Raw genomic sequence first — 16,463 nt, 5'->3', positions numbered from 1 at the left:
ACTGAATATCATAAAATCTGGTTCCGCCTCATGGGATCGAACCACGACCGGCGCATTCAAAGTGCGCTGCCCTACCTTTAGGCGAAGGCGGATTAGCTAAACCATCTAACAGTAGTTGCTTATCTTAAGATCGTCACCTAATCTTACAGTCAGTAATATGGAGGTGATCTATGAGGGACAAGATTCACAAACTTATTGTTGATGCGGTGGTGGTCGATCGTACACTGGAGGAACCATTCTCAGCGCATGATGTACGCAGGATATGCCCAGGATGGGGACTCCCACGATACTATTCTTATCTTGCTGAGAATTGTTCGGATAATCAGCCGCAAGAGCTGGCTCTGTACATGCGGCTTGGTAGGGGAAGGTATGCACTAAACAAAAAAGGCAGCCTTTAAGCTGCCTCTCAAATCGGCTCTCGCGTTAAACGCAAATCACCATAATACAAAATATAGTATATTCCGCGTACACGGGCAACAGCCTATTGTGTTTTGTATCCCCAATGCACAGCCAGCTCGTCCAGACCGTCTTTGATATAATCACCTATGGTCTTCCGGTCACGCTGGCTCTCTGCCATATCCTTTATCTCCATGCCCTGCCCGACGACCTTGATCATCAGGTCAAAGGCTTTTCGACCAAGCACAGGCTTACACTCATTCAACCGCTGCACAGCATCAATCATGCTGTCCGACAGCGGATCGATGCCCTTGCCGCCGTCCACCTGCTCACGGCCGTAGTCGATAGCAACCGTGCCTTTCGCGCCTGACCGCTCCCAATATTGACGGAACCGGCCAGCCGCCGCCCATTGCGCATCATTGATATGGCCGCGTGAATAGAGAGTACCAACAGCACTTTCCTTGATATTCACATAGGCTTTGATCTTCGGCGGGTTCCAGCTCTCGCCTGAATGATCCGGGGAATAAAACGGGTTCGGAACACGATGCACCCGAATATCGGATTTGAGGGTTCCCACCTCGCCGCGGGAGATTGCTTTTCGCTGTTCTTTTGATGGTGCCGCCATATGTATTTCCCTGCGCTGAATATCTATTGTAACTCTATAAACTACTGCTAATATTGAAACTCATTGCCACATCATCTGGGGGGTAAACGAGTGCGTATGCAGCGTTTTATGAAGTGGCATTTGTCAGGTGACGACTGGATCGTCATGGATTTCCTGACTGGTGAGGAGGCTTTTGTTGGTGGCGTCAAGTATGGTGCATTAATTGAGGTCGAGGCTGAACGATATGCTGAAACTCTCAATTGGCTACATAGTTATGCACCTCTAAACTCAGCGCCCTGGATTTACGAAGAGCCGTACGAAAGAGAATGACTGCACACGTCTGCAGCGTTAAGCCATCCCCAGCGCGTCCATATAAAGCTGGATCATCGCTTCTTCCTCCTGACGCTCATGCGCTTCCTTCTTGCGAAGGCGGATGATGGTGCGAACTGCAGGCGCATCGAAGCCTGAGCCTTTCAGCTCTGCAAACACCTCTTTGATATCATCACTGATAGTTTTCTTTTCTTCTTCCAAGCGTTCAATGCGCTCGATGAAAGCGCGAAGCTGGCCGACTGCGATTGTCTGTGTGCTTTCACCGGTAATGTTGTCACTCATGGCTTAATCCTTATGCTGCTAATGCTGGGTTTGCGGTTTCAATGCCTTGTTTTTTAAGTGCGTACAGAATTGTCGTGTGATCGACATCAAAGTGCTTGGCGAGGAATGGCAAGGATGTTTCAGGCCAGCGCAGTTTGATTGCGCATATAGCTGCGTGACGTGCCTTTGAAATTCTGTGTTGCCGCGTTTTGGCGTTCATTTGCTCAACAGGAATTTCATACAGATACGCCACGATCTCACGGGCTTGCTTGACGCTATCAAAGCCCATTCCAATGGCCTGCTGTGCGGCTTCATAAACTTCCGGCATAGGCGATGCATCAACGGCATCTTTAATCCTTGCCGGGGATTTTTTCGTTACCTTGGCCAACTTTGCTTTTGCTTCAGCACGTCTGCGCTCTGCCCACACACGGCGAACAAGCTTAGGGTTCATCCCACGATAGATACTCACGTCTTCAACACTGGAGCCACGGCATCCAAAATCCACTTCTGTTTTCATTTCCCTGCCTGCCTCATGCGTTTGAAATTATTGATCTGCGCGGTTCTCTCAAGGTGGATCAGTTGTTCAATTTCAGCCTCTGGCCTGCCCATAGCTGCAGCGATTTCCAACGTATCTTTCCCCATGCGGAACATATCGAGTGCCGTCACGCCGCCACTCCGATGATCTGCCAGCCCTTGCCATCGTTCGGCTTGAGAAGATGCTCAGGAATGCGGCAACCATCCTGCCATGGCAGAGCGCCAAGCAGAGGGTTCCAGCGGCGATGCAGCCTTGCTTGCTCAAGGAAAAACTCGAGTTTGCGCTCCTGTTCAGCCTGCGGCAGCGCGAAAACATCAATCTTTGTCACGGTCGCAGGCTTCGCCAACCCTTCACCGGCTTTGATACGGTTGTTGTAAGCATCACGGATCGCACCGACGAAATATGCCCATGAATTGGCTGGTTTAGACATTCGGGACGCAACAGCGCGGATTGTCGGTAGAATATCCGCTTCCAGATCAACGCCATTGTTGATCAACTCCAAGATAATCCCGACAACCAGTGATCCGTGCGGTTGGATTTTACCGTCCGCCGCTTCCGTCAGCTTTTTCGTTAAATCTCTGAGGTCGAGATTTTGCTTTTGAGAAAGATCAGCAGCAGCCTCGCGCACATGCGCGTTAGAAGCTTTAGCTTCTTTTGGTTCTGGTTCTGATTGGTCGAACCGTGGTGATTTTAAGTCTTTGAATTTATTAGGACGAGAACGATTTTCAGCCTGTTTATCTTGAAGTTTTCTCAGAGTTTCGAGCTCGATAATTGCGCGTTCATTTGTCAGAAACTCGCCGCTCACGATAATTTTGCCCATAGCAACAAGCGATCCGCGCAATGAATTCCACTTCCGAACAGTGCATCCAAGCAGACCGGAAATGTAACGTGCATCATCAGGGAGATTGCCGCCCTGCATGTAAATCAGATCAAGGACGAGCCGATAAGCAGCCTTTGTTTCGAAGTCCATTCCTATGGTGCCCTCGATAAAGTCACGTGGATATGCCTTGTAATATGGGAGGCCATTCATGCTTCATACCTCGCTGCGTTTCTGACAGCAGAACAAGCGACATCAATGAACAGATCAACCTGTGTGACCGGTCCGTTGCGCTGCTTTGCAATGTGGAATTCAAGCTTGTTTTTGACTTCTGCCAGCCTGTCCTGACGGGCAATTTCCTTATCCATATCATCGTGCTTTTCACGCTCAAGGTAGTAAGCCTCGCGGTAAAGAAAGATGATTGTGTCGGCATCTTGCTCGATGGCTCCGCTATCACGCAGAGCAGACAGCTGAGGGCGTTTATCGGCTTGTTGCTCCACAGCACGGTTTAACTGGGAGAGAAGCACAACAGAAATATCGTACTCACGCGCCATAGATTTGAGCGCACCGGTCATTTCTGCAATTTCATTTGTGCGGTTGCCGGAATAGCGATTACTGGCGCGGATCAGCCCAAGATGGTCAATCATCAGGCAATCAAGAGTATGACCGGCCTTTTCAGAGGCTTCCAGCATCACTTCAAGTTTGACGCGGATATCCGAAATAGAAAGCCCGGACTGCTCTTCAATGAGCAACGGCAGGCCGTCCATTTCTTTCTGAACGCGCTTCAATGCATAGAGGTCTGGCTGAGACAATCGACCTGTGACTAAATCCTGATAAGGAATACGAATATTATCGTCATAGGCCAGATCCGACACGGCTCTGGCCGCCAGCTTCTCAGCATCCATTTCGAGGGAAATAAAGCCAACGCCATGACCCTGCTTGGCAAGTTTGCAGCCAACAGACATTGCAACGGAAGTTTTACCCATTGATGGACGCGCACCAATCAGCGTCAGATCGCGCTTATGAATACCGCCGGTTACATGATTGATGTCTGACAATCCCCACGACAGGCCGGTAATACCTGTGCCGGTCGCCATAGCTATTTCAGCAGCAATGATTGCGTTAGATGCGGCGTGAGATACAGACACCTGAGACTTACGTTTAGAGCCACGGCGTAAATCAGAAACGATATCATCAAAGATCACGCCAGCCTTAGTAACAAGCTCAGCGGGATTGGAGTTCGGATCACGTGCAGCTGCACTTAGGCTTTCGGCCTGATCTGCCAGCGCCAGCCGTGCTGATTGCTCAATAACCTGTTTAGCGCTCTTCTCGATATTGGCAGAGCCAAGCACTGACGAAGTGGCAAGACGAGCCAGATAATGCGATATACCCTGCCCTGTAGACTGCTCGTGCGTTTCTGCTACAACTTGAGGCAACAGTTTGACCAGAATATCAGGACGAGCAGAATTAAAGCGCTCATGTGCCGAAGCAATTGCCTGATAGATATGCTGGTGTACAGGTTCAATGAAGTGTCTGGCTTCCAGCATAGATGCTACACGGCTAAAGCCACCAAGCATCAGCGAACCAAGAACCTCTTGTTCAATTTCAATAACAAAATCAGCTTGGTTGAGTGCAATGGTCATATCGCACCCAAGTTTTTCTGAATGATTGGGCATTCATAGCAGTAGAAAGCTTTCAGGCAGCGTTTAGCCTCAATCGCATCTAAAAATGCGCCTGTGCTATCAGCCTTGGCCTTGGCATCGACATAAGCCTGCCAGAGGATAAGTTCATCTGTTGTGACTGACATAAGTACTGGCTTCATGCTGCCTCACTTTCGCGCTCTTGGCGGCGGGAGATTTCGGCATCAATCAACGTCACAACCTGACGGCGATGCTGTAAAATCTCTTCCTGCTGAATGAACCAAGCCTCACCGCGCGTTTTCTTGATCCGGTGAAGCGATATGAAATCTTTGAGGGAATTGACTTGTCCCTCGGCAATTGTGCGCATAGTGCGCAGATTAAGAGTGGCCGACATGCGGCACCCGATAGGTTTGAGTGCCGCCGAATAGGTCGTCACCGGAGGGCAAAACCATGTGATTAGCGATGAGCCAAAGCGCAGACGAAAACCCAACTTTCTTGCCGTCAGGGTGTGTGAAGTAGATGAAGCCATTACCTTTCATCCTTGCCTCCTCTGACATAGAAGATTGTCGGACAAGTGCCCCCCCCCTGACGAAGGCGAGAAAGAACTGGTTTTGCATGATGAGGTATTTTCAATTCCTGTTTCATTCCTGCCGCCTCTTATTGATTTCCAGATGTCTGTTATTCTGCTGCTTTCTTCGCTTCACGAACCTTCGCCAGAAGCTCCGCAGCCTCGCGTTCAAAATCCTCCATAGGAGCATTGGGCGTCCCCATTTTCTCTAGTGTTAATTCATGCTGGAGGTTGGCGATTTGTCGTTCACAAACATCGAGATAAGCGGATTTGATCAACCGGAATAATCCGGCATCCACGGTCTTTGACCTGCCAATTCGCAGATTATTCAATGTCCAGAACGACAGGCCATAACGGCGATTAAGCCGCTTCATGGCATTCGTGGTATCGCCCCAACCACGGCTTTCACGTTCAATCATCTTGTTCACGTATGAACTCGCTAACTGTGCGCTACTCATCAATTTGTGCACCAATGACTGAGTTTCTCGGTAGCTCATGCACTAAATTCTCCTTTAGGTTCCAACTTGTCAGGGCTGAAACCAGTGAGAGAGTGAGTGCATGGAGCCAGTGGGAAAGATTGCGCTGCGCATACTGAATAAAAACAGACATGCGCAGATACACCGCCAAAGGACGGGAATTGATGGCCGAGACGATCAAGCGGGGGCAAAGAGCCGTCTCGGCCTCACCGGTGGGAGGAGTGACCGGTGATATGAAACTGATGAATGGGGTCGCGTGGCTCATGCTGCGCGGCCTGTTTTTGCACGCTGAGCAGAAAGCCATCTGTAAGAAACGCCACGAACACGGCGCTGCTTACAGGCTCGTATCACCTGATCCCAATGCTCAGGGGCGATACTCTGTCGTTCTCGCATTTTCCGTGCGGCTTCATAACCGCACCCTACAGACAATGCGAATTCGACAATTGTTGGCCACCGAGAAATCAGGTCTGAAATTGATGTTGGGTTAGTGTTCATACATAAATCGTACGTTTGGTACGATGATAAGTCAATACTGTTTCGTTCATTATGTACGAACTATTTATGCGATAATTCACACCATGAGTACGCCAAATGATCGTCTTAAATTGATACGTAAAGAAGCCGGATACGATAGTCCGAGCGATGCTGCGCGCGCAATCAAGGACATTAATGTCAACACCTTGATTAGCCACGAGAACGGCAACCGCGCTATATCTCGCAAAGCAGCTGAAAAGTATGCAGATGCCTTTGGCCGAACTGCTGGTTGGCTACTATTTGGCGAAGACGCGGCAGGAGAAGACTTTGAAAGTCTGTATTCTAGCTTGAATGAAGCTCAAAAAAAACAAGTCCTCTCTTTTATGACTTTCCTTAAATCCGGTCAGTCAAATCGCTGATATATAAAAACAGCCGCAACATCTTCATCATATGCGTATCCCCATCGACCGCCGTGCATTTTCTGCATAGCCTGCGCTAGTGATGCCGCTTGATCTTCGATCGATTGAATTTGCCGTTGTGCAATCTGCACATCGTCATCTGTTGGGTTTGTTGCAATTCCATCAGGTACGCTACGCTGTGAAAGCATCAGAATCTCCGTTCCCACAAACGCCTATCATTCCAGAAAATTAGAACATATCAAGAACGATTTCACGCAAGCGAACAGATTTTAACGGATGGTTAAGGATGCACTAGATGTGGTGTTGCGGAGAATTGGCGAGCACAAATTAAAAAAGCCGCCGAGATAAATCCCGACGGCCAGACACCGCTAAAAGGCTACGCCATCAAGCAGACGCAATGAGCACTACACCGTTACCGGCAGCAGCGCCAATGAGCGCATACCCACTCCATGCGTCCAAAACGCATACGAGTATAAGCACGCACCCGATGACATGAACGTGTCACCATAAGGCATCTCCAATATTTTGAAGTGCCATATTGCGCTCTCAAGCGAAACCGTGTATAGGAAACCTATACGGAATACATTTTCGCTATCGCTCTCAGGTTGGCACCAGGAATACACCTAAGAGACGCTGGCAAATCCAAGGCTCGATGTTACCAGCATCGAGCCTTTTCTTTTGTCAGGCAGCACAAATTCTTATAGCTAAATTAACCATATTTTGCAAGTCACTGATATCCTGCATTGTCAATTTATTGCATTTTGTAGCTATTTGATATTACAATGCACTTATGGATCAAAAAGCCTACGAAATCGCTATAAATAAATTACAGGCCTTAGCTGAGGAATCTGTACGCCTAAGCATGGAAATATCAGAGCGTTATCATAGGCTTAGAGAAATTGAAGCTGAGCTCAAAAAACTTCGCGACACTATTCAAGTGAATATTGTTAACCAGTCCGAACGCGATATAAATATGGTTAACGGAGTCCAAATTTCCCCACTATCCACAGAGCCTATTATCATCAACGGTACAAAAATCAGACGCAACACCATTAAAGACTACGTTGTTCAGGTTTTGTCCGATTCGAAAAAAGGGATGACTGCCCTTGATATTCTTTATGAAATTAACAGCCGATTTGGCAAAAGTTACGACCGCCCAAGTTTAAGTCCTCAATTGAGCAGGCTCAAAGAGAATGGCGTATTGGGACTAAGAGGCTCCGTTTGGTATCTCAAACCAGAGAATGATATCTTCGATTAATAATCTCAAATAGCGCCGGTCACTCCGGCGCTTTTCTTTTGCGCTGGGAATGGAATATTAGCTGGACTAGAGCGATCTGATATACTACCATTTCACTGCCTTACTCTATCCAAGAGTATCACCCTCTAACCTCAGCTTTTGCTGGGGCTTTTTTTGAGCCGATATTCTGGAGCGCTGCGTTCACTCTACGGATACCTTCAAAAGCAGATTCTGATAGCACTCATATGACCAAATCACGAGCTTGTGATTATTTCTCGACTCTCCGTCATCATCATACTAAAGTTGAATTAGGTTACGCACTCTCGTCTTTTCGCGCTCAGAGGGGGGACACTGTGAGATGGCTAGATTGAGTTGCGTAACCACAAGGATTACATCAACTGCAAAAGCAAAATCTCGGCAGAGCTCAGGGATAATTCTTTTGAATTGTGAAGTTACACCATTACATGGAACATCATCCCTCTCTTAAAAGCTTATGCCCTAATCAGTCAATGTATACGCGGCTTCGTAACGCGCTGTGGTCAGCAAACGGATACACTTCAGTAATTCCCAAAAGATGGGAGCCGCAGCCAAAGCACTTCCTATCCCTTCAAGATAAAGAGATTACGGGAGTTGGAAAGGTATCTCTGGAAATCCTAAGAGAATGGGTTGCCGCCAGCAGCTGATTTACCGCCTCACCCAGCCCGCCTCGTGCGGGCTTTTTACTGCCCTGATTCTGGTATGGTTGGGGTGTGGAGCAATCCTCAATCGTACAAAATCGCAATTTATCGTACAAATTGTACTTGACATGCATTCGTACGTTTTGTACGTTAAATCCATCAACAGCGCGAAGAAGCATCCGCCGATCCGCTAAACGATGGAGAGCGCCGCAATGCGTAACAGCACCTTAAAATCAAGGTTTGAAGACAAGTTTATTCCTGAACCAAATTCAGGCTGCTGGATTTGGACTGGAGCAGTCTGGAATACAACAGGCCACGTACCCCGCGGTAAAATTGTTGTAGGCCGCAAAGTTCAGCGTCTCGCATATCGTGTCGCTTATGAACTTTATGTCGGCAAGATAGCTAAGGGGCTTTCTGTTTGCCACAAGTGCGACAACCCAATTTGCGTCAACCCCTCCCACTTATTCCTCGGCACAAGCGCAGACAATATGCGTGACAAAGTGAGAAAAGGGCGCGCCAAAGCTGGGTCCGGATACAACGGAAAACCGCGTAGCGACCAGATTACATACAATCAAGGTGAGGCGAACGGAAGATCGCAGCTTACGAACAACCAAGCCAAGTTGATATTAACCTCATCGCTCCCCGTATCAAAACTATCCGAGAAATACGGCGTGTCCAGAAGAGTCATCAACTCAATAAAATCCCGTAGATCATGGAAACTTCTTAGCTCTGGAGATCAAACATGCGATACCCGTTTTGCACTGATCTGAGCGATAAAGCTCTCGGCATTACACTGTTTCAGGATTTTGAATGTGAAGTCGATGTGTCCCTGATCTGGGATAACGGCGAGCCGGTTCTTGAAGTGAACGCGGTCTATCTGGACGGTGAAAACCTGTCCAAGGGTGAAAGCGCATCGCAGTTTCTCGTTCACATGATCGCGGACAAGGCAGAGCGTGACGACGAACTCCTCACACGCCTCATTGAAGATGAAGAAGTCCAGTTTCCGAGGGCTGCATGATGGACGAGGAACTCATGACACTCGTCTGGAACGCCTATTGGGATGAAGGCAACACCAAGACCGCACTCGAACGCGTCGTTCAGGTTGTGCGTGATTACGACAAGGCCGCCCTTTCCACTTCCAATTCCAAAGTCACCAAGATCGCTCCACGCCGGAGGGCTGCATAATGGCCGACCACCTCACATCAGATCAGGCAGACTTATACCTAACCGCGATCAGCACCGATGCACCCGCAGCTGATCGCATTAAGGCAGCCGGTGACCTCTTGGCGCGCCCTCTCCCGTACGATGCGCGCAAAGAAATCCGCTCAATTTTTCTCGACCTCACAGACAAGGAACTGGCAGCATGAGCGCCGCACTTGAAATTCACACGCCTACAGAAACTCAATCATATAGCGTTGATGCACCAATGATCTCCATGATTGAGCGCATCGCAATGGATCCGAATATTCCACTGGATCGCCTTGAAAAGATGCTCGACATGAAAGAGCGCATGGAAGATCGCGCCCGTGAGGATGAAGAGCGTCAGGCGAAGAAGGCATATTTTGCCGCTATGTCAAAATGCCAGTCCGAAATGCCGGTCGTTATCAAGAACCGTGGCAACGACCATACTAAATCGCGCTATGCTGATCTGGCGGCAATCGAAGAACAGGCGATGCCAACCATTCATAAGCATGGTTTTGCCGTTTCATTTCAGCCAGACGGCTACAACAACAAGGGCGAACTGCGCATTGTCTGGGAGATTTCCCACGCAGAAGGCCACTCACGCAATGGCGTAGGTGAAATCCCTGTTGATGGTGCAGGTGCACAAGGCAAGATCAATAAAACCGGCACTCAGGCATTTGGCAGTACTGCCACTTATGGCCGCCGGTATCTGCTTTGCATGCTGTTCAATATCAGCACCGGCGACGACACGGACGGCAATAATCAGCCAGTAAAACGCGACCCGATAAATGCGGTGCAACGCGATGAGCTTCTCGCTCTTATTGATCAGGCTGGAATGAATATCGCGGTTTGGTGCCAGTTCTACAAAGTCAACGCAGTTCAAGACCTCACCGAGGATCGTTTTGAAGGTGCAAAGAAAAAACTGACTGCAACAATCGAAAGCCGCGCAAATGGATAACATTATTCAAGGTTCTGACGACTGGCATGCTTTGCGCCTTGGCAAAGTCACCGCCTCCCGTGTTTCCGATGTGACGGCGAAGGTGAAAGCAGGGGTATCGGCATCACGCGCGAATTACATGGCGCAGCTCATTGCAGAGCGTCTGACCGGCTCCGTCGAGACAACATTCACAAATAGCTCAATCCAATGGGGCAATGAGCAAGAGCCGGAGGCGAGACTTGCCTATCAGTTCCATGCAAATGAGCTTGTGGAGCAAGTAGCCTTTGTCGCTCATCCATCAATCGAAATGACTGGTGCCAGCCCTGACGGCTTGGTCGGCACGGACGGTCTGGTGGAGATCAAGTGCCCCAACACATCAACGCATATCGACACAATGCTGAGCGGGAAAGCTCCGGCCAAGTACATCAAACAAATGATGTGGCAGATGGCATGCACCGGTCGCAAGTGGTGTGATTTCGTTTCATTCGACCCACGGATGCCGGAAGAAATGCGCCTCTTTGTAAAGCGCGTTGAGCGTGATGATGAACTGATCGCAAGCCTCGAAGCTGAGGTCTCCGAGTTTCTGTGTGAAATCAATGACAAAATCACTGCGCTGCAAAACATATGCGCCCCAAGTTTGAAGGAAGCAGCATAATGGCCGGCTCAGTCAATAAAGTCATTCTGGTTGGTAATCTTGGAGCTGATCCTGAAATCCGCCGCCTGCAATCTGGTGAGCCTGTCGCAAATCTACGCATTGCTACTTCGGAAAGCTGGCGCGACCGTCAGAGCGGTGAGCGTAAGGATAAGACCGAATGGCACAGCGTTGTAATCTTCAATGAAAACCTCGCCAAAGTTGCAGAACAGTACCTGAAAAAAGGCGCCAAGGTTTATATCGAAGGCCAGCTGCAAACCCGCCGTTGGCAAGATCAACAGGGCAACGACCGCTACACGACCGAGATTGTACTGCAAAAGTTCCGCGGCGAATTGCAGATGCTCGACAGTCGAGGCGAAGGCCAACAGCAAAACCAATCACGCCAGTCCGAACAGTCCTACAGCCAGCAATCTGGCGGATATGGCAGCGGTTTTGACAACAACCTCGATGATGACATTCCGTTCTGAGGCACCTCATGGAAAAGCAACGCTACACCATCGTAAATCCGCAGGTGCGCCAGAATGCAATCCGAGCACTCATGGCTCTCCCTGACGGTCACACAGCAACATTCGCACCACCCACCAGAAGCGGAGGGCAGAATGATTTCTTTCATTCAATTTGTTCTGACATTGCGAAGTCTGGCTTTGAGTGGGCGGGCAAACCGCGAAAACCGGAAGAATGGAAAGTTTTGCTCGTTTCCGGTCACACAAAAGCAACGCAGGGCGAAGTCGAATTTGTGCCGGGGCTTGAAGGTGAATTCGTAAACATCCGCGAAAGCACCGCCCGCATGTCAGTTAAACGCGCAGCCTCATTGCTCGAATATGCGCTGGCGTGGTGCGCCGATCATCATATCCCCCTCACCGACACACGCCGCCAAGGTTATTTTCAGGAGGCAGCATGATGCAGACTATTTCGCTTACCGCTCCCTATGAGTTTCGCCGCAGTAAAAAACTGGCACAAGCTCATATCCGCTCAACGGCTGATTTGATGAACGCACCGGAAGTGCTGGCCAATCGTCAGAAACGCCTGAATGACCGGATCTCCGATATTCTGGCTGATGAACTGGCTGCAGCATTGTCCGCCCTCAACTTCAATGAGGTTCAGCCATGAACAAGCGTATGGAGTTCACCCGTAAAGACAAGGCAAAGATCATCGTCCGTGCAAACGGCAAATGTGAAAAATGCTCTGCCATCCTGAAAACCGGCGAAGGCGAAGTGGATCACATTTTACCTTGCGCTCTCGGCGGCGAGGCAACGATTGCCAATGGCCGCCTGCTCTGCCGTGTCTGCCATGTTGAAAAGACGGCTGATGATATTCGGCAAGTCAGAAAATCTGACCGGCAGCGTGACAAGGCCACCGGAGGAGTGCGCCCTAAATCTGCACTCTCCGGTCGCAAATCTCCCAAGCCGCCACTCACAAAAATCGTTCAGCAGCGCCGTTCTCTTTACGAGACTGCGCAGCCAGAGGGGAGCATGTAATGACAGATAAAGATCAGATCAACACCGGTGGCGCAGCTTTCCCATTTGAAGGTGGCGAAAACAATCACATCGAACCAAGCATGGGCATGACCCTGCGCGATTACTTCGCTGCGAAGGCGCTCCCTGCATTACTCAGTGAGTTATACGCCCAAAGTGTACGGAGAAATGTCCGTTACGAAGATGCTTACGGCACTGCATCAAAAGCTGCATATGACCTTGCCGATGCCATGCTTGCAGCCCGTGGAGGTGCGCTATGACAGATACGCACACCACAGCACATATACCGGATGAGGCTGTGCAGGCTCGTGAAAAGATCGAGAAGATTGCAAAATACTTCATCAATGAAGGCAGTAGAGATTATACGCAGGAAATTTGCTATGCCTTGAAGAATGTTGGCCTTGAACTTCTTGACGCCTTAAACGATATCCCTCACCTCTCTGCGCCTTGTGCTGTAGAGGTGAAGCAACTTGAGTGGCACAATAAGTTACAACGTGGCGAAAGAGAGGGTTTCATCTGCTCAACAGGTGGCATTTTATCATATTCGATTATGCTAAGTCGGTTTCGTGTTTATGGAATAGAAGGTGAGCATGATGGTGCCGCTGAGTTCAAAACACTCGATGAAGCCAAAGCCGCCGCACAAGCGGATTTTGAGCGCCACATTCTCTCCTGCGTAGTCACCAAGCCCGTTGACGTGGCGGCGGTGCGGAGACAGGCGTTTGAGGAGGCGGCCAAGGTGGCTGAAACAGTTTGGCCTAACAGCGGTCCACTTGATGTCGGTCACGGCTCTCGTATCGCTGCCGCCATCCGCGCCCTCTCTGCTGAACCAGCACATGCCGAGCAGACATGCCGCGCAGCCTTGGCGCAAGGATGTGGGGAGTGAGTAAGCAAACAGCAAAGTGGTTCAACCGCGGCGAGTGCAGAGAAATGGCACGGGCTGACGGATGGGTAATGGTGCGGCGACCGCGATGCGTCCCGTTTACAATGTTCGCAAAAGAATGGGACGCCCTGCCATCAGCAGAAGACGGTCGCAAATATCAGCAGGCATACGACGCAGCCCTGAAAGGACAACAGCATGACAAGTGAATTGAAGCCCGACCTCTCCAGCTTTGGCTATGCTGATGGCGGTTACATGAGTAAATGCAGTCATTGCAAAGAAACATTTATAGGCGCGAAAAGAGCATGGTCCTGCGAGCCTTGTGCCACAAAGAAGTCTCTTAAACCTAAGATTACCCGCGCCGCGCCAGACGTGTCGGAGTTGGTACGGTATAGACTTCACTGGTCTGATTTCGATACCGCAGACATGGAAATCGACAGCATGGCAGGTGAATACGTCCTTCACTCGCAAGCCGCTGAAATCATCGCGGCAGACCGCGCTGAAAAGCATCGCGCACAAGAGGCCGTACTAAAACTTGAACGAGAACTCGCGCAGTATGAAGCGCAGGAGCCGGTAGCTTACATTCAATCATGTGATTTAAAATGGCTCAGTCATGATAATTATGGGTCTATTACGATTACCACGACTAAATCGACGACACACACAGAGCCACTCTACGTTTCACCAGTACCAGCCGCAGACCTGAAAGCGGAGAATGAGAGGTTGCGAGAGGTTTTGACTAAAATATCAAGCCCTACACAGGCTACCGGTCTTCTTTGGTGGCAAGTTGAAGCCCGTGCCGCCCTCAACGTGGAGGCCAGCAATGACAAGGGATGAGCTGATTGAGGAAGCCGCACGTATCATTCATGCAGACTGCGCGCGCGGACTTGCCGTCTATCCGATGCACACCGCGAGAAAGATTGCAGACTTGTTTTACGGCGCCCTGAAAGAGCCGACAGAAAAAATGGTTATAGCTGCAGGTAAGGCGTGGGGCATCACCGTTACAAGCAATGAATACGAAAATATGGAAGATGAATGGCGTTTGATGCTCGCCGCCTCACCACTCGCACCGGAAGGAGGTGGAACATGAAAAACCAGCCTTACTGGCCTGCTGCTATGCCCTTAAATCAGGCTGCAGCATATTGCGGCCTCTCCACAGAAACCTTCAAGGAAGTCTGCCCTGTCAGACCGGTGGCACTCACACCTTCAACGCGAGGACAAAGGTTTTTACGGTTACGCCTTGATGAATGGTTGACTTCATTGGATCGCAATACCGATTATTCTACAATGTCAGCCTTAGAGGCATGGAAAGCACGAAAACATGCGCGTACCACTTAAAGGGCTGCATAAAGTCAAAAAGCGTTTGTCCGGTGGCAAAACGCAAACGTATTACTATGCATGGCGAGGCGGCCCGCGTCTTATGGTAGACCCGACCATAGACCCTGCGGGATTTGTTTCTGAGTTTCACGCAATTTCCAAGACAGCCGTGCAACCTGATAACGACAGCCTTGCTGGCTTGATTGTCCAGTATAAGACTTCACCGGCCTACACGGATCTCAGCGCAGTCAGCCAAAGGGATTATGATCCTTTTCTGGCTCAATTGTCATCCGAGTTTGGTGATATGCCGATCATCGCACTTAATGAGCATGGTGCAAGATCTGTCTTTAAGGACTGGCGAGATACCATGGCACAGACACCACGCAAAGCTGACAGGGCATGGGCGGTGGTGAATCGCGTTTTTTCGTGGGCGCTTGATATGGAGCTGATTACACGGAATCCGTGCACTGGTGGCGGCAGGCTCTGGAAAGGCACTCGCGCTGATATCATTTGGACAGATGAACAGATCGAACTTGCAAACAAAGCACTCAGCGACAACCTGATCCATGCCCTAATGCTGGCCTTATGGACAGGCCAACGACAAGGCGACATCCTAAACCTCACGTGGTCAGCATATGACGGTCAACACATCCGGCTAAAGCAATCCAAAACAGGAAAGCGCGTAACAATTCGCGTGTATTCAACCTTAAAAACAATGCTTGATTCTATGGACAAACAGTCTGTGACAATACTCACGAGCAGTCAGGGGACACCATGGACAAGCGACGGGTTTAAAACCTCATGGGGTCGCGCCATTAAAAGAGCTGGGATCAGCGGCGTAACCTTTCATGATCTGCGAGGAACTTTCATCACAAAGGCACGTAGAAGCGGAGCCACTGTTGAGGAAATTGCTGCAGCTTCCGGCCATTCTATCAAAGACGTGACAAGAGTGCTGGAAGCCCACTATCTCGCGCATGATGAGCAAACGAACGATGCAGTAATCCTAAAAATGGAGAAAAAGGGGCAGTGATTTTAGTTTACAAAATCACTGTAACCCATTGATCTTCTAGCGACCTAAACAGCCTCATTTTACATTTAAAGCATTGTTTTAATTAAATTAGTTTCTGCCTTCTAAGCCGACGGTCACTGGTTCGAATCCAGTCGGGATCGCCATTCACTCAATCTTTTACATAAGATTTCAGATTGCAGACTTCCGGTATTTTGTCCGGTTTAAGTCCTATCCCGCCTGCGTTGCGGTGATTCAAATTCGCAAAGAACTGTCATTCACAGCAGAAGCTGCCCTTCCCCGAAGAAGAATAAAAAGCTCATTTAAAGAATTAAGTTTCTTATCTTTTGAGCTGATATCTCATAATATTTCCGTTGTAACAAAAGCTGCGTGACTGACGCAGAAATCAGTTTCATTAGTATCTATAGAAAATGAAGCTGGCGTGCTAAAAGTAACTCCCGCGATTTCTCTCCTGCCGGACTTTCAATACTGAAGCACGAAATATGATTAATTATTGGCGCATTCTATTCAAAGCATTAGCAACAGGTGCGCTGGCGCTTATATTTACCCTCATTATTACCAG

At 49.3% G+C, this 16,463-nt stretch carries 30 protein-coding genes and 1 tRNA gene; 20 read left to right on the top strand and 11 right to left on the bottom strand.

Annotated features, from left to right (window positions below):
• Positions 1-18: 18 nt before the first annotated feature.
• Positions 19-92 (bottom strand) — tRNA-Gln (locus BKD14_RS06495).
• Between the two features lie 389 nt (positions 93-481).
• A complete protein-coding gene (locus tag BKD14_RS06485; protein WP_083646835.1) occupies positions 482-1,021 on the bottom strand; it encodes a hypothetical protein in 540 nt (179 codons plus the stop codon).
• A 90-nt stretch (positions 1,022-1,111) separates the two neighbouring features.
• Between BKD14_RS06485 and BKD14_RS06480 the strand changes: the two genes are divergently transcribed.
• On the top strand, positions 1,112-1,330 hold the full coding sequence (locus tag BKD14_RS06480; RefSeq protein WP_139316335.1) for a hypothetical protein: 219 nt from the start codon (positions 1,112-1,114) through the stop codon (positions 1,328-1,330).
• 18 nt (positions 1,331-1,348) lie between these two features.
• On the opposite strand, the gene BKD14_RS06475 is transcribed toward BKD14_RS06480, so the two are convergent.
• The 8 genes from BKD14_RS06475 to BKD14_RS06445 form a co-directional block, all read right to left on the bottom strand.
• Positions 1,349-1,612: a DUF2312 domain-containing protein gene (locus tag BKD14_RS06475; protein ID WP_075654688.1), complete on the bottom strand. Its 264-nt coding sequence runs from the start codon at positions 1,610-1,612 to the stop codon at positions 1,349-1,351.
• A 10-nt stretch (positions 1,613-1,622) separates the two neighbouring features.
• Positions 1,623-2,108 (bottom strand): helix-turn-helix domain-containing protein, encoded by a 486-nt coding sequence (locus BKD14_RS06470; protein ID WP_075654687.1) that lies wholly within the window; start codon positions 2,106-2,108, stop codon positions 1,623-1,625.
• A complete protein-coding gene (locus BKD14_RS19290) occupies positions 2,105-2,257 on the bottom strand; it encodes a hypothetical protein (protein ID WP_175576070.1) in 153 nt (50 codons plus the stop codon). The genes BKD14_RS06470 and BKD14_RS19290 overlap by 4 nt, the downstream gene beginning before the upstream one ends.
• The gene (locus tag BKD14_RS06465; protein ID WP_075654686.1) at positions 2,254-3,156 is read right to left on the bottom strand and encodes a DUF1376 domain-containing protein; all 903 of its coding nucleotides are present in this window, start codon (positions 3,154-3,156) and stop codon (positions 2,254-2,256) included. Before BKD14_RS06465 ends, BKD14_RS19290 begins: the two co-directional genes overlap by 4 nt.
• Entirely contained in the window at positions 3,153-4,586 is a 1,434-nt protein-coding gene (locus tag BKD14_RS06460) for a DnaB-like helicase C-terminal domain-containing protein (protein WP_075654685.1), read from the bottom strand. Before BKD14_RS06460 ends, BKD14_RS06465 begins: the two co-directional genes overlap by 4 nt.
• Positions 4,583-4,765 (bottom strand): hypothetical protein, encoded by a 183-nt coding sequence (locus tag BKD14_RS19070; protein WP_139316334.1) that lies wholly within the window; start codon positions 4,763-4,765, stop codon positions 4,583-4,585. Before BKD14_RS19070 ends, BKD14_RS06460 begins: the two co-directional genes overlap by 4 nt.
• Positions 4,762-5,112 (bottom strand): hypothetical protein, encoded by a 351-nt coding sequence (locus BKD14_RS19065; RefSeq protein WP_139316333.1) that lies wholly within the window; start codon positions 5,110-5,112, stop codon positions 4,762-4,764. Before BKD14_RS19065 ends, BKD14_RS19070 begins: the two co-directional genes overlap by 4 nt.
• 149 nt (positions 5,113-5,261) lie before the next feature.
• The gene (locus tag BKD14_RS06445) at positions 5,262-5,648 is read right to left on the bottom strand and encodes a hypothetical protein (RefSeq protein ID WP_075654682.1); all 387 of its coding nucleotides are present in this window, start codon (positions 5,646-5,648) and stop codon (positions 5,262-5,264) included.
• Positions 5,649-5,791: 143 nt separating this feature from the next.
• Between BKD14_RS06445 and BKD14_RS19285 the strand changes: the two genes are divergently transcribed.
• Positions 5,792-6,115: a hypothetical protein gene (locus tag BKD14_RS19285; protein WP_175576069.1), complete on the top strand. Its 324-nt coding sequence runs from the start codon at positions 5,792-5,794 to the stop codon at positions 6,113-6,115.
• Between the two features lie 90 nt (positions 6,116-6,205).
• A complete protein-coding gene (locus tag BKD14_RS19680; protein WP_075654680.1) occupies positions 6,206-6,520 on the top strand; it encodes a helix-turn-helix transcriptional regulator in 315 nt (104 codons plus the stop codon).
• Here BKD14_RS19680 and BKD14_RS06430 read toward each other — a convergent pair.
• Positions 6,505-6,708, bottom strand: a complete 204-nt coding sequence (locus BKD14_RS06430) for a hypothetical protein (RefSeq protein WP_075654679.1) — start codon at positions 6,706-6,708, stop codon at positions 6,505-6,507. The two genes, BKD14_RS19680 and BKD14_RS06430, sit on opposite strands and share 16 nt — an antisense overlap.
• 602 nt (positions 6,709-7,310) lie before the next feature.
• Here BKD14_RS06430 and BKD14_RS06425 point away from each other — a divergent pair.
• The 17 genes from BKD14_RS06425 (at position 7,311) to BKD14_RS06345 (ending at position 15,904) form a co-directional block, all read left to right on the top strand.
• The gene (locus BKD14_RS06425; RefSeq protein WP_139316332.1) at positions 7,311-7,778 is read left to right on the top strand and encodes a hypothetical protein; all 468 of its coding nucleotides are present in this window, start codon (positions 7,311-7,313) and stop codon (positions 7,776-7,778) included.
• 868 nt (positions 7,779-8,646) lie between these two features.
• Positions 8,647-9,204: an HNH endonuclease signature motif containing protein gene (locus tag BKD14_RS06420; RefSeq protein ID WP_175576068.1), complete on the top strand. Its 558-nt coding sequence runs from the start codon at positions 8,647-8,649 to the stop codon at positions 9,202-9,204.
• Complete coding sequence (locus BKD14_RS06415) at positions 9,177-9,452, top strand: hypothetical protein (RefSeq protein ID WP_075654676.1); 276 nt, start codon at positions 9,177-9,179, stop codon at positions 9,450-9,452. The genes BKD14_RS06420 and BKD14_RS06415 overlap by 28 nt, the downstream gene beginning before the upstream one ends.
• Complete coding sequence (locus BKD14_RS19280) at positions 9,452-9,619, top strand: hypothetical protein (RefSeq protein WP_175576067.1); 168 nt, start codon at positions 9,452-9,454, stop codon at positions 9,617-9,619. The genes BKD14_RS06415 and BKD14_RS19280 overlap by 1 nt, the downstream gene beginning before the upstream one ends.
• Positions 9,619-9,801: a hypothetical protein gene (locus BKD14_RS06410; protein WP_075654675.1), complete on the top strand. Its 183-nt coding sequence runs from the start codon at positions 9,619-9,621 to the stop codon at positions 9,799-9,801. The genes BKD14_RS19280 and BKD14_RS06410 overlap by 1 nt, the downstream gene beginning before the upstream one ends.
• Entirely contained in the window at positions 9,798-10,574 is a 777-nt protein-coding gene (locus BKD14_RS06405; RefSeq protein WP_075654674.1) for an ERF family protein, read from the top strand. The genes BKD14_RS06410 and BKD14_RS06405 overlap by 4 nt, the downstream gene beginning before the upstream one ends.
• Positions 10,567-11,208 (top strand): lambda exonuclease family protein, encoded by a 642-nt coding sequence (locus BKD14_RS06400; protein ID WP_075654673.1) that lies wholly within the window; start codon positions 10,567-10,569, stop codon positions 11,206-11,208. Before BKD14_RS06405 ends, BKD14_RS06400 begins: the two co-directional genes overlap by 8 nt.
• Positions 11,208-11,672, top strand: coding sequence for a single-stranded DNA-binding protein (ssb, locus tag BKD14_RS06395; RefSeq protein WP_075654672.1), 465 nt, complete (start codon positions 11,208-11,210; stop codon positions 11,670-11,672). The genes BKD14_RS06400 and ssb overlap by 1 nt, the downstream gene beginning before the upstream one ends.
• 8 nt (positions 11,673-11,680) lie before the next feature.
• On the top strand, positions 11,681-12,106 hold the full coding sequence (locus BKD14_RS06390; RefSeq protein ID WP_075654671.1) for a recombination protein NinB: 426 nt from the start codon (positions 11,681-11,683) through the stop codon (positions 12,104-12,106).
• A complete protein-coding gene (locus BKD14_RS06385; RefSeq protein ID WP_075654670.1) occupies positions 12,103-12,315 on the top strand; it encodes a hypothetical protein in 213 nt (70 codons plus the stop codon). Before BKD14_RS06390 ends, BKD14_RS06385 begins: the two co-directional genes overlap by 4 nt.
• On the top strand, positions 12,312-12,683 hold the full coding sequence (locus BKD14_RS06380) for an HNH endonuclease signature motif containing protein (RefSeq protein WP_075654669.1): 372 nt from the start codon (positions 12,312-12,314) through the stop codon (positions 12,681-12,683). The genes BKD14_RS06385 and BKD14_RS06380 overlap by 4 nt, the downstream gene beginning before the upstream one ends.
• Positions 12,683-12,940 carry a hypothetical protein gene (locus tag BKD14_RS06375; protein WP_075654668.1) on the top strand — a complete coding sequence of 86 codons (258 nt, stop codon included), beginning with the start codon at positions 12,683-12,685 and terminating at the stop codon, positions 12,938-12,940. The genes BKD14_RS06380 and BKD14_RS06375 overlap by 1 nt, the downstream gene beginning before the upstream one ends.
• Positions 12,937-13,563: a hypothetical protein gene (locus tag BKD14_RS06370; RefSeq protein WP_075654667.1), complete on the top strand. Its 627-nt coding sequence runs from the start codon at positions 12,937-12,939 to the stop codon at positions 13,561-13,563. The genes BKD14_RS06375 and BKD14_RS06370 overlap by 4 nt, the downstream gene beginning before the upstream one ends.
• 192 nt (positions 13,564-13,755) lie before the next feature.
• Positions 13,756-14,394 carry a hypothetical protein gene (locus tag BKD14_RS06360; protein WP_075654665.1) on the top strand — a complete coding sequence of 213 codons (639 nt, stop codon included), beginning with the start codon at positions 13,756-13,758 and terminating at the stop codon, positions 14,392-14,394.
• Positions 14,381-14,647, top strand: a complete 267-nt coding sequence (locus tag BKD14_RS06355; RefSeq protein ID WP_075654664.1) for a hypothetical protein — start codon at positions 14,381-14,383, stop codon at positions 14,645-14,647. Before BKD14_RS06360 ends, BKD14_RS06355 begins: the two co-directional genes overlap by 14 nt.
• Positions 14,644-14,895: a hypothetical protein gene (locus BKD14_RS06350; RefSeq protein WP_075654663.1), complete on the top strand. Its 252-nt coding sequence runs from the start codon at positions 14,644-14,646 to the stop codon at positions 14,893-14,895. Before BKD14_RS06355 ends, BKD14_RS06350 begins: the two co-directional genes overlap by 4 nt.
• On the top strand, positions 14,879-15,904 hold the full coding sequence (locus BKD14_RS06345; protein ID WP_075654662.1) for a tyrosine-type recombinase/integrase: 1,026 nt from the start codon (positions 14,879-14,881) through the stop codon (positions 15,902-15,904). Before BKD14_RS06350 ends, BKD14_RS06345 begins: the two co-directional genes overlap by 17 nt.
• Positions 15,905-16,463 lie beyond the last annotated feature (559 nt).

Source organism: Pseudochrobactrum sp. B5, from assembly GCF_001939785.1.
Lineage (GTDB): Bacteria > Pseudomonadota > Alphaproteobacteria > Rhizobiales > Rhizobiaceae > Pseudochrobactrum > Pseudochrobactrum saccharolyticum.
The sequence above is the reverse complement of the archived record's forward strand: the minus strand, read 5'-3'. Positions and strand labels throughout refer to the sequence as shown.

Coding starts and splice junctions, on each gene's coding strand:
- BKD14_RS06485 (WP_083646835.1), bottom strand. CDS start 1,021: ATGGCGGCACCATCAAAAGAACAGCGAAAAGCAATCTCCCGCGGCGAG.
- BKD14_RS06475 (WP_075654688.1), bottom strand. CDS start 1,612: ATGAGTGACAACATTACCGGTGAAAGCACACAGACAATCGCAGTCGGC.
- BKD14_RS06470 (WP_075654687.1), bottom strand. CDS start 2,108: ATGAAAACAGAAGTGGATTTTGGATGCCGTGGCTCCAGTGTTGAAGAC.
- BKD14_RS06465 (WP_075654686.1), bottom strand. CDS start 3,156: ATGAATGGCCTCCCATATTACAAGGCATATCCACGTGACTTTATCGAG.
- BKD14_RS06460 (WP_075654685.1), bottom strand. CDS start 4,586: ATGACCATTGCACTCAACCAAGCTGATTTTGTTATTGAAATTGAACAA.
- BKD14_RS19070 (WP_139316334.1), bottom strand. CDS start 4,765: ATGAAGCCAGTACTTATGTCAGTCACAACAGATGAACTTATCCTCTGG.
- BKD14_RS19065 (WP_139316333.1), bottom strand. CDS start 5,112: ATGGCTTCATCTACTTCACACACCCTGACGGCAAGAAAGTTGGGTTTT.
- BKD14_RS06445 (WP_075654682.1), bottom strand. CDS start 5,648: ATGAGCTACCGAGAAACTCAGTCATTGGTGCACAAATTGATGAGTAGC.
- BKD14_RS19285 (WP_175576069.1), top strand. CDS start 5,792: ATGGCCGAGACGATCAAGCGGGGGCAAAGAGCCGTCTCGGCCTCACCG.
- BKD14_RS19680 (WP_075654680.1), top strand. CDS start 6,206: ATGAGTACGCCAAATGATCGTCTTAAATTGATACGTAAAGAAGCCGGA.
- BKD14_RS06430 (WP_075654679.1), bottom strand. CDS start 6,708: ATGCTTTCACAGCGTAGCGTACCTGATGGAATTGCAACAAACCCAACA.
- BKD14_RS06425 (WP_139316332.1), top strand. CDS start 7,311: ATGGATCAAAAAGCCTACGAAATCGCTATAAATAAATTACAGGCCTTA.
- BKD14_RS06420 (WP_175576068.1), top strand. CDS start 8,647: ATGCGTAACAGCACCTTAAAATCAAGGTTTGAAGACAAGTTTATTCCT.
- BKD14_RS06415 (WP_075654676.1), top strand. CDS start 9,177: ATGCGATACCCGTTTTGCACTGATCTGAGCGATAAAGCTCTCGGCATT.
- BKD14_RS19280 (WP_175576067.1), top strand. CDS start 9,452: ATGGACGAGGAACTCATGACACTCGTCTGGAACGCCTATTGGGATGAA.
- BKD14_RS06410 (WP_075654675.1), top strand. CDS start 9,619: ATGGCCGACCACCTCACATCAGATCAGGCAGACTTATACCTAACCGCG.
- BKD14_RS06405 (WP_075654674.1), top strand. CDS start 9,798: ATGAGCGCCGCACTTGAAATTCACACGCCTACAGAAACTCAATCATAT.
- BKD14_RS06400 (WP_075654673.1), top strand. CDS start 10,567: ATGGATAACATTATTCAAGGTTCTGACGACTGGCATGCTTTGCGCCTT.
- ssb (WP_075654672.1), top strand. CDS start 11,208: ATGGCCGGCTCAGTCAATAAAGTCATTCTGGTTGGTAATCTTGGAGCT.
- BKD14_RS06390 (WP_075654671.1), top strand. CDS start 11,681: ATGGAAAAGCAACGCTACACCATCGTAAATCCGCAGGTGCGCCAGAAT.
- BKD14_RS06385 (WP_075654670.1), top strand. CDS start 12,103: ATGATGCAGACTATTTCGCTTACCGCTCCCTATGAGTTTCGCCGCAGT.
- BKD14_RS06380 (WP_075654669.1), top strand. CDS start 12,312: ATGAACAAGCGTATGGAGTTCACCCGTAAAGACAAGGCAAAGATCATC.
- BKD14_RS06375 (WP_075654668.1), top strand. CDS start 12,683: ATGACAGATAAAGATCAGATCAACACCGGTGGCGCAGCTTTCCCATTT.
- BKD14_RS06370 (WP_075654667.1), top strand. CDS start 12,937: ATGACAGATACGCACACCACAGCACATATACCGGATGAGGCTGTGCAG.
- BKD14_RS06360 (WP_075654665.1), top strand. CDS start 13,756: ATGACAAGTGAATTGAAGCCCGACCTCTCCAGCTTTGGCTATGCTGAT.
- BKD14_RS06355 (WP_075654664.1), top strand. CDS start 14,381: ATGACAAGGGATGAGCTGATTGAGGAAGCCGCACGTATCATTCATGCA.
- BKD14_RS06350 (WP_075654663.1), top strand. CDS start 14,644: ATGAAAAACCAGCCTTACTGGCCTGCTGCTATGCCCTTAAATCAGGCT.
- BKD14_RS06345 (WP_075654662.1), top strand. CDS start 14,879: ATGCGCGTACCACTTAAAGGGCTGCATAAAGTCAAAAAGCGTTTGTCC.